Source organism: Xanthomonas sp. 10-10 (assembly GCF_040182365.1).
Classification (GTDB): domain Bacteria; phylum Pseudomonadota; class Gammaproteobacteria; order Xanthomonadales; family Xanthomonadaceae; genus Xanthomonas; species Xanthomonas arboricola_F.
The window spans coordinates 4428360-4441048 of record NZ_CP144460.1 but is presented as its reverse complement, the minus strand read 5'-3'; the positions used below and the strand labels follow the sequence as shown (position 1 = coordinate 4441048).

The following is a 12689-nucleotide window of genomic DNA, read 5'->3' as shown; positions in this document are numbered from 1 at the left end:
GACCGGGCTTCACGCTGGTATAATGCTAGGTTCTCTTTCCAATCTCAAAGCCGGTGGCGCGAGCACTCATGGCCAACGAACGTCCTGCCCAGCAATCCGACATCAAGCTACTGATCAGCAAGGGCCTGGAACAGGGCTATCTGACCTACGCCGAAGTCAATGACCATCTGCCCGACGACCTAGTCGACCCGGAGCAGATCGAAGACATCATCAGCATGATCAACGGCATGGGCATCGATGTCCATGAAGTTGCGCCCGATGCTGAAACCCTGTTGCTCAACGATGGCAACACCGGCAACCGCGAGGTTGACGACACCGCAGCCGAAGAAGCTGCCGCCGCGCTGACCGCGCTCGACACCGAAGGTGGCCGCACCACCGACCCGGTGCGCATGTACATGCGCGAAATGGGCACGGTCGAGTTGCTGACCCGCGAAGGCGAAATCGCCATCGCCAAGCGTATCGAAGAAGGCCTGAGCCAGGTCCAGGCAGCACTGGGTGTGTTCCCGCTGTCGACCGAAATGCTGCTGGCCGATTACGAAGCGCACAAGGAAGGCAAGAAGCGTCTGGCCGAGATCGTGGTCGGCTTCAACGACCTGATCGAAGAAGCCGACGCTGCCGCCGCTGCACTGGCCGCCGCCGGCCCGGTGGCCGTAGACGAAGACGCCGTCGATGAAGACGACGACGAAGACGGCGATGACGACGCTGCCGAGGAAGAGGCCGGCCCGACCGGTCCAGACCCGGTGGAAGTGGCCACGCGCATGGAGAACCTGGCCAACGAATACGCCAAGTTCAAGAAGATCTATGCCAAGAACGGCGCCGAGCACAAGCTGGTGGTCAAGGCGCGCGAAGACATGGCCGCCATCTTCACCACGCTCAAGCTGCCGCTGCCGCTGACCGATGCGCTGGTCACCCAGCTGCGTGGCGTGGTCAACGGCATCAAGGATCACGAGCGCAAGGTGCTGCACCTGGCCACCACCGTGGCACGCATGCCGCGCAAGGATTTCATCCGCTCCTGGGAAGGCAACCAGACCAACCTGGAATGGGTGGAAGACGCACTCAAGCGCAAGCAGAAGTGGTCGTCGGCGCTGCGCGACGTCAAGGACCAGATCGTCTCCGAGCAGCAGGGCTCGATCGAGATGGAGAAGGCCAACTACCTGACCCTGGGCGAGATCAAGGAAATCAGCCGCGCGATGGCCTATGGCGAAGCCAAGGCACGCAAGGCCAAGAAGGAAATGGTCGAGGCCAACCTGCGCCTGGTCATCTCCATCGCCAAGAAGTACACCAACCGCGGCCTGCAGTTCCTCGACCTGATCCAGGAAGGCAACATCGGCCTGATGAAGGCCGTGGACAAGTTCGAATACCGTCGTGGTTACAAGTTCTCGACGTATGCAACGTGGTGGATCCGTCAGGCCATCACCCGTTCGATCGCCGATCAGGCGCGCACCATCCGTATTCCGGTGCACATGATCGAAACGATCAACAAGTTGAACCGCATTTCCCGCCAGATGCTCCAGCAGTTCGGCCGCGAGGCCACGCCGGAGGAGCTGGCCAAGGAAATGGACATGCCCGAGGACAAGATCCGCAAGGTGATGAAGATCGCCAAGGAGCCGATCTCGATGGAAACCCCGATCGGCGACGACGAGGATTCGCATCTGGGCGACTTCATCGAGGACACCAACGTGGAGTCCCCGATCGACAACACCACCAACATCAATCTCTCCGAGACGGTGCGTGACGTGTTGGCCGGGCTGACCCCGCGCGAGGCCAAGGTGCTGCGGATGCGCTTCGGTATCGACATGAATACCGATCACACGCTGGAAGAAGTGGGCAAGCAGTTCGACGTCACCCGCGAGCGGATTCGTCAGATAGAGGCCAAGGCGTTGCGCAAGCTGCGTCACCCGAGCCGTTCGGAACAGCTGCGCTCGTTCCTGGACATCGACTGATTTGTCGGTCGCCATGCTCACCTGATCACACAATAGCCCCGCACATGCGGGGCTGTTGCGTTGTGGGGCCCGGTAGGGCGACGCTTGCCGCATGCGCTGCCGGGAATGGCGCAGGCCAGGCCGCGCAGCTTCACGTTCCGGTGACGAAACCGGACCGCGACGCACTATTAAGTGGATGTTTCCTTCAATCTCACCTGATGTTCCAACCGGCACTTCTACGTTGGTGCCCGAATGGAAACGAGACTGTCCGATGAGTAGGCAAAGCCGCTTCGAGACCACCACCTACCGCGATCACGAGATCCGCGTACGCGCCGAGCAGGCGTCACCGACCGCCAGGTGGACGCTGTGGGTCGATGTCTATGCCAACAACGGCAGCACGCGGCTGCCGCGCATCAGCGACCAGCACCAGACCTGGGAGACCTATCAGGACGCCATCGCGCAGGGCTTCCGTGCGGGCCGCCTGCTGATCGACAGGCAACGACAGACTGCCGATGCGTGAGGCGTGGTTGGTGTGCCTGACATGCAGCAGACAAGCTCGCTGACAGACAGGTAAACTTGCCTCACTCCTGCGGGCCCGACGTATCCATGCGGCACCAGCGAGCGCTGTGCAGCAGGGCCTATAGCTCAACGGTTAGAGCAGAGGACTCATAATCCTTTGGTTCCAGGTTCGAATCCTGGTGGGCCCACCACGCGCATCCATGAAGGCGATTGGATGTTGTGCGTGCTTGGCGATGAGCAGATGCCAGAAGTGAACCTGACCCCTTCGGGCTCCGCGGGCAACGACGCAGGGGACCTGCCACCTTGCGTTCGTTGAAACTAGTAGTTCGGCAGCGCCTCGTTGAGCCAGTCGAACGTAGCCCCATTGGCCCTCCAAGTCGTGTCCTGAACACCCTTCGCTTCAATCACCACCAGGTCGGTCCCGTCACCCCGAGTGGTGGAACTAAGGGCATCAAAGAAGTCACGCGAGCTGCCTTCATGGGTGGCGAAGATGACGTTGTCTGCGAAGCGATGATGGCTCTGGGACTTGGATTCCAACTCGTGCTGGGACCCCTTAGAGCTCGTCTCGTAAAAGTCGCTTTGTCTTTAAGCTCCTGCCGTACTAACTAGGTGCGGCAGGTGGATAACCGTTGCCTAAATGAACTGATGCGCTATTCGCAAAAAGAAAGTAAGCCAATTAACCTCATAGCGACCTATGGGCATTTAAGAGGATTCTAAAGCCTATCAGTGATATCGCTACTCGTGTAACGAGTCGTGGCATCAAGAAGTTTAATAATCTTGTTCTTATCGGTGGATTTTGAATTCACTACTTCTCGCAAAAAAAATTTTATGGGAGTCCTGTCACTACATCCCGCTATTCCTGACCCGTGAGGTATAATTAACAGCGCGTCATCTTTAAGGAAGCGGTGTCGTTGTTCAGCTTTCGAGTAGTCAATTTCAATCATCTCATCTCCGTTAAGGAAATAGCCGTTTTCGGCATCTGCTACTTCCATATATCTCCCGTCGTATAACGTTGCTGCATCCTCGGTCCAATTTTCTACATTCTTACGCATTGCTTTCTTTCCTGATGAGTCGGTTATTTCAAACGGACTGTCTGCTGCAATGAGTAATACAAAAAAGCTTTGCCATTCGCCAGGATATTTGTAAAAAATAATCTTTTCTATGTGGCATTCATAAATTTTTGCCACTAACCAGCGCCGTCCCTCCAATTCTGAAATCGCGTCTAGCTTATTGTCGCCGCCATCGGAGCGGGCGTACCAATAGTCATGCGGGTCGCACCGGGTCGCAAAATTTTTAAGAAATCTATTTATAACTTTTTGATCGGTTGTCTCGTAGAGCTCAGGGATTTGCGGGACTGATGATCTGAAAGCTTGGTCTAAGTTGCGTATAGGAGCCCACGCATCCTTTGGTGGATTTCTAAATTCGGCAGCAAATTCATGCATTTTTCCAACATGCTGAAATCTGTCGTCCGGATTGTCTTTTATACAGCGATCAATAATTCTATCGAGTAATTCTAAATCTTTATTTGCACCGTGGTAAGGTTGGCGGCCGCCGCCACGAATAAAGCTTCCGCGTATATACCAGTTCAAAACTTGCCCTAGAGCAAAAATATCCATTGTTCGTGCGGCAACAGTTCCGGGAATTAATTGTTCCGGAGCACAGCATGCAAAATTTGCCAGCCTATCAGCATGCTTTGTAGCAGCTTCGCGTGCGTATAGATCATCAGAAAAATGTGCTATTCCAAGATCGCCGACAACAAAAGTATCTTCTTTTTTGTCAAGAAAAATATTATGCGGCTTTATATCGCGATGAATTATTTCATGCGTGTGAAGGTGGTCTACTCCACTGCAAAGTGCCGTCAAGAGCATCCATCCTCGCTGTGCTTTGGCCCCATCTTCCTCGCTTGAAATGGTTCCGATTCTATGAAGATTTTCTTGGTAGCGCTTCATAATAATCAGTGAATATTTTTTTCCTTCAATCTCAGTCTGATCTAAATGGAATGCACGTGCTACGTTTGGATGGCTCGGAATCTGTGCCGCACAGAAGAACTCGTCTCTGAAGCGTGCCAATGAGCTGGTTTGCCCATGTGGTAGAAATTTAACTGCGTAAAGAAGATTGCCTTTTTTAAAAGCAAGCACTTTAGCGTTGCCACCTTCTCCAATATCTTCAGCATAAGTGAAATTTCCGACTGAAGTGTACAGAGGATTTTTCTGAAAAAACTTGATTATTGACATTTTCTGCAGAAACCTCGATTAGCGAATTCTCAGATCTACTCGGAGCGGTCTTCGATTTTTTAAAATTTCCGGCTTGATGATGGGGGAGCGTAATTAGTGGTTTGGCCCCGACATTTTCGGTCCGGTCCTGCTCGGGTCGTCCTGGCCATGGTCGCGTATTTGCGTGAGCTCTTGCTGTCGTATTTGCTCTTGCTTATCACGTGCTTGATTAGCTGCAAGATATTGTTGTTCCGGAGCTGCCGCTAGCGCCTCGCTAGTCGGCAAATTTGCCCGATTGGCGAAAGGATCCGGGGAGGCGCCTGGGCCTGCGCGCATCACGAACATCGTCACCCCGCCTGGAAGCTTGTCCGTCGGTACGTTCAGTGCAACGTCGACCTTATCGTCGGGCTTGAATCCTGCCTCCACAGCCATCCTGTAGGCGCTCGCAACCATGCGATCGCTACGCTCATCCCACGGTTTGTTGGCGCTCTCATCGAGCCTTGCGATTGATGAGCGTAGTTGCTCCACCAGCGCAGCGTCTTGCGGTTTTGGGCCAACGACGCTCTGACGATTCACCGATGGCTGCTCGTGTTCATGAGGATTGTGCGATGCGATAGAGTGCGCACCCATCTGCATTCCCGGTGCGGCAACCTGTTCTGTTTTGCCCGTGGACGCGGTGCGCCCCCGCGCATGATCGTCGTCCAGCGAAGACGAATGTCCCGGCGCTGTCTGCGGCGACGGTGCGCTGGGTAATGGGGTTTGAGTAGGCGGCGCTGCGGGCAGCTGTGTTTGAGGCGATTGCGTGGAGGGATTGGGTTGAGGGACGTTGGCAGGCATCGTCTGCTGCCGCTCTACTTGCAATATCTCTGCTGCCGTCGTGGTCGCCCTGATCTCCATGCGGTCGTCATTCTGGCCAACCACAGTGGCGATTGAGCCATCCTTCTGCAGCTGCAGGAAGAAGGGCATCTGCTTGCCCGTATCGCGTGCATGGTCTTGTGCAACTGCCGCCGTGGCGGCATCAATCTGCGCGTCAGTGCGCGTAATGCCAGCTCGGGCATACATCCCGGCCACCTGGCTATGCAAGTCGCTCTGCGTCGGCGTGGGATGCGTGCGCGCTATTTCCGCCATCGAAGCCATGTCTTGAAGGCCGGCCTGCTGACTCTGCCAAGTACGGTTCAATTCCTCGCGCGTGTTGCCGGTCGCTGGATTGGTGCCATAGAACGTGCCGGGCGTGGTCCATTCGCCGCTAGCGGCGCGAGTATAGGAGTGGCCGTCAGAAGCCTGTAAGGGCTGCGGTTGCGTGCGCGCGTTGGTGATGGCCTGCGGCACCGGTTCGCGATTGGCGAACTCATTCCAGCCGAACTGGTTGTAGGCAATCTGGTAGCGGGCCGCTGTTGCTTCCGGAGTGTTGGCGGCGTTCTGCGCAATGATGGTTTTCGACTGCTGCTCCAACTCAGTCGCACGCTCGGCGCTGATCGATGCACCACGGGTAATAGGTATCTTGCCGTCGATACTTTCTCTAATTTCAAGCTGCCACTGCCCGGTCTGCGCATTGCGCACATAGTCGCGGCCAGTTTCAAACGGCTCGCGCGGCGGATGCGTTTCGTTCTTGGCATCCAGACGATATGGATCCTGCGGTTTGGGTGGATTTGCCAGCCCGAGCGAGTACGAGTCGTTTGCTGCCCGGTAATTCAGTTCGTCAGCAAGGCGGCCAGCGGCAACCAGGCGGGTCTCCTGATAGCCGCCGCTTGGCAACGGGGCGCTGACCGAACGCGTCCACGTGCCTTGCGGATCTTCTGGGTTGCGTGTCCACTCGTTGCCACTGCGGTCTGGCTGTGTGTAGATCCGGTTGATGTCCTGCTTCTCGGCCCAACGTTCGCCAAGGTAGGCGCCCGCCACGCCGCCAACCAAGCCAGTAGCCAGCGCGCCAGGCCCCGTCCACGACCCTGTGACGGCACCGTAGCCTGCACCAAGCAGGAAGCCGCCTGCGATGCCGCCTGCATTGCGGCCAACGAAGTGCGCGGCTGCGGACTCGGCGCCGGTGTTGTTGCCCTGCGTACTTAGCTGGACGACGCGATGGCCGGTTACGGCAAAGTCGTAGGCCATGAGCGCTACGCCGGCCGCACCCGCGACACGAGCACCAGAAAGCCCCCGTGTTCCGGCAGCCTCCGCTGCAAGCCCTTCGCTTGCCACGATGCTGCCTTCGCCCGGGGTGCCAGGAAGCCGCGGCCCAGCCGGTGACCGTGCGAGAACCGGGGGCATCTCCTGGGCAAAGGCAAGGCGCAGGCGCGCCCCCACTGGTTCGGTGATTGGCAAGCGACCGGCTTGGTTTGCTTCGGCAATCGCTGTGCCGAGAGATTGACGGCCGCCCCATCTATCACTGAGGGTGGATGTTCCCGGTTGATCGATCGCGTCCAACGCCAGTTGGACGTTGCCTTCAGACCGCGTCACGCCGGCCCAGCGCGCCTCTGCTGCGGCCATCTTCCCCACATCGGCAATCTGCCCAGCATGACTTTGTTGGTAAGCCGCGAGATCGCCATAAAAAGCCCGAATCTTTGCGTTCGCCTGCTGTGGGGTCATGCCCTGCGGCGTGTTGCTTACAAGGTCGCCATTGACCAGGCCCACCTTGAGTGTGTCGGTCAGGCCGTTGACTCTAGCCGCGATGCGCTGTGCTGCGGCTTGATCGCCGCGCAGCGTTGCTTGCCCGTCGGGGGACAGTTCCAATCTTTCAAGCCGATTCGCAAGTTCCTCTGAGTACGCCCCAAGCGGTCCACCGGGGTGAGGCGACAAACCCATCCTCGCGGCCAGTGCTTGGTCCGCAGGAAGATTGAGGATGTTGCGTGGGCCATGCAGCTCGAACAGGCCGCTTCTGGAAAGCGACTGCAGCAAGCGGCTTTCACTGAAAGCCGCTTGCTCAATGACATGGTGCCCTTGGAAAGCCGGTGTATCAGCCATCGGTGCAACTCTCGCTCAGAAATCCGTATCGAGGGTTTGACGCGTCAGAGGTCTGCGGCGTCTCGCAGCGACGGGCCGCTAAGTTGGGCTGCGCTCAAGGCATCGAACAGAGCGCGGTCACAAATGGCCTCAGTTCCTAGGCGTGACTGACGGAAGATGTGGGCGTTACCAACGACCTCGCGCTTGAATACAAGGCTTGCACCGCCGGATACGCTGTAGAAGTTAAGATCTTGCCCGGTCTCGTAATCGTGTTCGATCTCGATCTGGACCCGCGATTCACTCTCGTCAATCGCATCAAGCCAACGCGTCACGCTGCAGAGGTAGTACTGAGGACCCTGCGTGCCGTCGGCAAGGGTGAAGTCGCAAGCCGCAAAGGCGAAGCCTTCCGGGTCGACGGCGTCGAACACCCGCTTCAATGCTTCCGAGACGATCCAGATGCCCGCCAGCTTTTCGAAATCACGGGGCATCTCTTGCTGTCCCGGTACCTGCACTAGGTGCGGCTTCACCGGATACTGGCTTGGATCACCATTGGGTGGATCCATGGTGTTCATGCCAGGGGGCAGAAGCAGTTCTTCGTTGGCAATCTTCAAGCCAGCACTCTGACCATTGCCCCGGAAGCTTGGCCGGAGAACAAAAAATTCTCCCAGATGGGAGTCGCTCGCGACAGTGACGGGGATTGCTGCCTCATCGTTCATGGTGATTTCCATCGTGGACGGGTGCGCCGCAGATCGCGGCTGATTCCTTTGGTTCGAGGATTCTATGGCAATGGGCGGCATGCCTGTGAAACGGATTACTAGGCGTACGCTCGAAGAGCTTCACCTATGCCGTCCAGTTACCCATGTTACGACCTGTTACCAGCCACCTCGGACGCGGGTCATGAGCGTAGCTCTTTGATATTTAAGAATTTTAGCCGTGCGGTTACCGACGTTGCCCGCGTTACCAGCAAAAACGGCACACCACAAACAGGGCCAAGTGGCTGGGAGGTGCAGGCCGTTGGACATAGCCTGTAGCACGAGCCAGCAGGGATGTTCACCACAGCTCAGCCCGCCGGGTGATTAGAGTGTGCGTTACCGCAATATTGATACTGATCCTCCATCCATAGCGATCCTCAAACCTAGTAAGTAGTGAAGGTTTTTTCTTGCTGGACGCGTCTGGATTGGCGTTTTCAGGTCTGCCGGGCTGCTGCCCACTTGGCATCTATTTGCGGGCTGGATCTGGCGGCCCGCGCGACTCGTTGGTGCAGGGATCCGCAGGGATATCGTTGCCCTAGGCACACGACTCACAGCGTTGCTGCTGTTGCGTCTGCGCGCGTGCAGGTGGTGCAGGAAAAGCACCACATGAAGTGCGCAGGCGTGGCGGGGCGACGATTGCGCGCGCCCGGGAGAGGCCCTTGCAAGCTAATGACGGCTCAAGCACGCAGCTGGTGATGCCAAACGTAAGCGCAGTCCGTTGGACTACTTATGAAAGCCTTGCAAACACCGGCGAATGAGCGACGTAAGATGTTGCCAAGCCACCTGATTTGATGACATGTCCAAGAGAAAGCAGATCTTCAAGCTATCTAATCGTCAGCTCGAAGCTGCGGTGGATATGGCTGGCTGTATGCGCCCACCCCTAGTCGCTCCGGGACGGCCGCAATGCGCCATCTTCCTCACGATGATTGAGCAGTTCGAAGCAGCCTTGCGGCTCGCAGAAGTTGGCCTAGCTACGCATGGCGCTTCGCACGCGCGCGCCATGCTCGAGTCCCTGGCGACATTCAGATTGCTTGGCCATAAGCCCGAGCAGATAACCCAGATGCAGTACGAGCAGCTTCGAGGTGAAAAAAAACTTTACGAAACGGTTCTACAGTTTCCAGAACTGGTAGGGGAGGAGCGAAAGCATATCGAGTTGAGACTGGAAAATTGCCTGGTGACGTACAGGGATCTGCACGCAAGGAATGTGCGGCCTTCCAAGCTAATTGAAAATTTTGAGGCTGCAGGGATAGCTGCATTAGCTGCGCCTTACACCATGCTGTGCAGCTTTGCGCACAACGACCTGGCCGCGCTGGCTCTACGTCACCAAGGAGAGGCCGGCATGACGTTGCGAGCAGGCGATTCAGACGACGTGGTGTTCTTAGTCATGTCTATCGTGAGCTACGCACTTTTGGATTCGGTGGCCGGCATAGGAAAAATCGCGTTGTTCCCGGACGGCCGCTTTGAGCAACATTATTCTGTTATGGGCGACGCATACATAGCCATGATGAAGTTGAGGTAGGAGCTGGCATCTGCTTGTTTGCATCGAGGAGAATTTGGCGGTAACTATGGAGGTAGGTATTCATTAGGTAAAAAATAATTTTTATAAAACAATAGCTTAGGTTTGTTGTGCGGTAGATGGTGGGCCACCAATTGAAAGTAGGCACTTGGGATGAGCGCCCAAGTGCCTTTTTTGCGGCTTCGACAAGCTATCGGGAAACGTCTTCTTCATCGCTGATCGCGCAGTCCGCGTTTTCTGGATAAGCGATTGCATGCGCCGTAATCATCGCTGCGCTCCGTTACGGTGCGCTTGCCTGCGCAACCAAGTGAGGACATCAACGGCCGGGTCCTCATGCATGCATACATGCAGCCGGCCCAACACCACGCTCTGCGCATCGCCGCCTGGCAAGACGTCATCAAAGCCAGTGGCTTCGCAGGCGATCAGGATCGGCGGAAGGTTGGGCTGCGCGTCGGAATGCAGCATGGCCAGCACATAGCCCTGCATGATCTCGAAGCTGAGGGTGACGCCTGTGCAGACGCGGAACTGTTTGCGCGTGCTCATCGCCGCACCTGCGCATGCAAGGCGTCGATTGCAGCGAGCGCTGCTTCGCAGTCTGCAAACGTGAGGCCGTGGACGGCCTTGCCTGTATTTGCGGGGCGTGCCAACCGGCTCAGCCACGCGGTATGGCTGCATTCGAAGGTATTGGCGATCAGGCCGACATGCTGGGCAATCTGACGCGCCACAGACGCGGGTACTTGTTGGGTGTTGTAGAACATGGTGCTGACTCCAGCTCGATGAGCGAACCATCCACCACGCCGCCAAGCAGGGTGGACGACCGAACGGGGTTGGCGGACCGGGTCAGCGCCGGCAGGCTTTGCAGCCTCCCCGTCCGACCGTCCATAAAAATAGACAAAGCCGGGCACGAAAAAGCCGCAGAGCATGCTCAATGCGGCTTTCGCCGCTGACAGTCAGGCCGCCAAGCCCGGTCGCCGAATATGCGGCGACGCACGCATCCTCGCTCTGGCTCCTGGTGCGTGTCAACGGGAAGCGCGGGCGTCGGCCGAGCTCATTTCGAGAATCTCCGGCACTGCGTGTCGTGATGTGCTCGAAGTTTGTCGACGCGGCTTAAACCAGCATCGATTGCTGGGCGGAGATAGCCGCCGTCGCGCCTTGCCATGATGCGGTGGTGACCGAGGCTATTCCGGGGTTGGCGAGGTCGCCTGCGGCGTAGATGCCGGGCATGCTGGTTTCGCGGCGCTCGTCGACCTTGAGGGCGATGCCGGTTGGCGTGTTGACCGTGGCCAGGCCCAGCGATTCATGCAGGCTTGCCGACGGCGTGGTGCGCGGATGCGCAAACAGGATGTCGACCGCAACGTCGGAGCCGTCATCGAGGCTGATGGTGGCACCGTGGTCCCCGTGACGGGCAATCCCGGTCATCCGGCCATCGGCCACAGGCACGTTGCGGTTTGCCAGATCGGCGCGTAGATCGGGTGCGATGGCATGGCCATCGGCAAAGACCGTCAGCCTGTCAGTCCAATCGTGGAACAACCGGACCTGGTTCATCGACTGCGGGCCGGACCAGACCAGGCCCCAGTGTTGCGAGGCGACTTCGAAGCCATCGCAATAGGGGCAGGGCACGATGGATGTCCCCCAGCTTTCGGCATAGCCCGGCACCGCCGGCATCTGGTCGACAACGCCATAGCTCAGGATCAGGCGACGTGCCTTCAGGCGTTCGTGATCGTCAGTGACAACGCAGAAATCGTCGATTGCACCTGACACACGCTCGGCCCGCGCATTGATCAGCCTGATGGTCGGATAGCGCGCAAGTTGCTGCCGCGCCTCGGCCAGTATGTCCAGCGGTGGCTTGTGATCGTGGCCGAGCACGCCATGCGAATGTCCGGCAAAGCGGTTACGCGGCCGGCCGGTGTCCAGGACAGTGACCTTGCGGCGGGCACGGCCGAGCTGCAGGGCGGCGGCAAGACCTGCAAAGCTGCCGCCGATGATGATGACGTCATCCATAGGATAGGTACCGAGTTGAAGGAGAGAGGCACGTGCGTGGCGAGGCGCCGCAGCAAGGACCTGTTGAGTCCGCGGCTTGCGCTTTTTGGTACTGGTGAGTATCCTAAATACAGAATTAGGATACTGTCAAGGACTCAAATTACAGTGGCCCAAAACAGCCGAAGCCGGCGCGGCCGGCCAACCAATGCGGCGCTTGGTCAAACGATCGTCGACGCGGCCTATGCGCTTTTTGTGGAACTGGGCTTCCAGGCGACCACATTGGACAAGGTCGCCCAGCGGGCGAAGATCTCCAAGCTCAGCATCTACCGGCACTTCGAGAGCAAGGAGGCGCTGTTCAGCGCGGCCATCGCGGACCGCTGCCATCAATTTGCCCCGCAGATGTTCTCTGAAAGCCTCGACGGCTCCGTTGAAGATCAACTGATGGCCGTTGGATCATCGCTGCTGCGCACCCTGTTGAGCCCGGATGTCCGCAGCGTTGAAGCCATGGTCATGGCCGACAAGACGAACCAGCAATCCTTGAGCAGGCTCCATTACGAGGGCGGCCCCGCCTATGTCATTGCCCAAATCGAGGCGTTGTTACGTCAGTTGCATGAGCGGGCAATGCTGGACGTGCCCGATCCTCACGGGTCCGCGCGCTTGTTTGCGGCGCTTTTCAAAGGAGCCGACCTGCTGATCATCGCGCGCTTCGATGCGCCGAGAGCGGAGGACAGCAAGGAAATCGAGTCCTATTGCAGGTCGGCTGTCGCGTTGTTCATCGCTGCGCATGGTGGCAAGAACCACGCGCCTGGATAGCGTGATGCTCTACAACCGGCTCAGCGATCTGTAGGTCTTC

Annotated in this window: 11 protein-coding genes and 1 tRNA gene; 5 read left to right on the top strand and 7 right to left on the bottom strand. The window is 57.8% G+C overall.

Features of this window, described 5'->3' with window-relative positions; genetic code table 11:
- Positions 1-68 precede the first annotated feature (68 nt).
- The 3 genes from rpoD to VZ068_RS18700 all read left to right on the top strand — a co-directional run bounded on the left by rpoD (position 69) and on the right by VZ068_RS18700 (position 2632).
- Positions 69-1943 carry an RNA polymerase sigma factor RpoD gene (rpoD, locus tag VZ068_RS18710; protein ID WP_016902493.1) on the top strand — a complete coding sequence of 625 codons (1875 nt, stop codon included), beginning with the start codon at positions 69-71 and terminating at the stop codon, positions 1941-1943.
- Between the two features lie 175 nt (positions 1944-2118).
- Positions 2119-2442, top strand: coding sequence for a DUF6566 family protein (locus VZ068_RS18705; protein WP_349656136.1), 324 nt, complete (start codon positions 2119-2121; stop codon positions 2440-2442).
- Between the two features lie 114 nt (positions 2443-2556).
- Positions 2557-2632 (top strand) — tRNA-Ile (locus VZ068_RS18700).
- A gap of 127 nt (positions 2633-2759) precedes the next feature.
- Here the strand turns inward: VZ068_RS18700 and VZ068_RS18695 are convergent.
- The 4 genes from VZ068_RS18695 to VZ068_RS18680 all read right to left on the bottom strand — a co-directional run bounded on the left by VZ068_RS18695 (position 2760) and on the right by VZ068_RS18680 (position 8316).
- Entirely contained in the window at positions 2760-2978 is a 219-nt protein-coding gene (locus VZ068_RS18695) for a hypothetical protein (RefSeq protein WP_349656135.1), read from the bottom strand.
- A gap of 176 nt (positions 2979-3154) precedes the next feature.
- The gene (locus tag VZ068_RS18690; RefSeq protein ID WP_349656134.1) at positions 3155-4675 is read right to left on the bottom strand and encodes a protein kinase; all 1521 of its coding nucleotides are present in this window, start codon (positions 4673-4675) and stop codon (positions 3155-3157) included.
- A gap of 93 nt (positions 4676-4768) precedes the next feature.
- A complete protein-coding gene (locus VZ068_RS18685; protein WP_349656133.1) occupies positions 4769-7609 on the bottom strand; it encodes an XVIPCD domain-containing protein in 2841 nt (946 codons plus the stop codon).
- Positions 7610-7653: 44 nt separating this feature from the next.
- Entirely contained in the window at positions 7654-8316 is a 663-nt protein-coding gene (locus VZ068_RS18680) for a DUF1629 domain-containing protein (protein WP_349656132.1), read from the bottom strand.
- Between the two features lie 820 nt (positions 8317-9136).
- On the opposite strand from VZ068_RS18680, the gene VZ068_RS18675 reads away from it, so the two are divergent.
- Entirely contained in the window at positions 9137-9859 is a 723-nt protein-coding gene (locus tag VZ068_RS18675) for a DUF5677 domain-containing protein (RefSeq protein ID WP_349656131.1), read from the top strand.
- Positions 9860-10120: 261 nt separating this feature from the next.
- On the opposite strand, the gene VZ068_RS18670 is transcribed toward VZ068_RS18675, so the two are convergent.
- The 3 genes from VZ068_RS18670 to VZ068_RS18660 form a co-directional block, all read right to left on the bottom strand.
- Positions 10121-10399: a hypothetical protein gene (locus tag VZ068_RS18670; RefSeq protein ID WP_349656130.1), complete on the bottom strand. Its 279-nt coding sequence runs from the start codon at positions 10397-10399 to the stop codon at positions 10121-10123.
- Positions 10396-10614: a hypothetical protein gene (locus VZ068_RS18665; protein ID WP_349656129.1), complete on the bottom strand. Its 219-nt coding sequence runs from the start codon at positions 10612-10614 to the stop codon at positions 10396-10398. The genes VZ068_RS18670 and VZ068_RS18665 overlap by 4 nt, the downstream gene beginning before the upstream one ends.
- A 349-nt stretch (positions 10615-10963) precedes the next feature.
- Positions 10964-11806, bottom strand: coding sequence for an NAD(P)/FAD-dependent oxidoreductase (locus VZ068_RS18660; RefSeq protein ID WP_349657754.1), 843 nt, complete (start codon positions 11804-11806; stop codon positions 10964-10966).
- On the opposite strand from VZ068_RS18660, the gene VZ068_RS18655 reads away from it, so the two are divergent.
- Positions 11711-12649, top strand: coding sequence for a TetR/AcrR family transcriptional regulator (locus VZ068_RS18655; protein WP_349656128.1), 939 nt, complete (start codon positions 11711-11713; stop codon positions 12647-12649). The two genes, VZ068_RS18660 and VZ068_RS18655, sit on opposite strands and share 96 nt — an antisense overlap.
- Positions 12650-12689 lie beyond the last annotated feature (40 nt).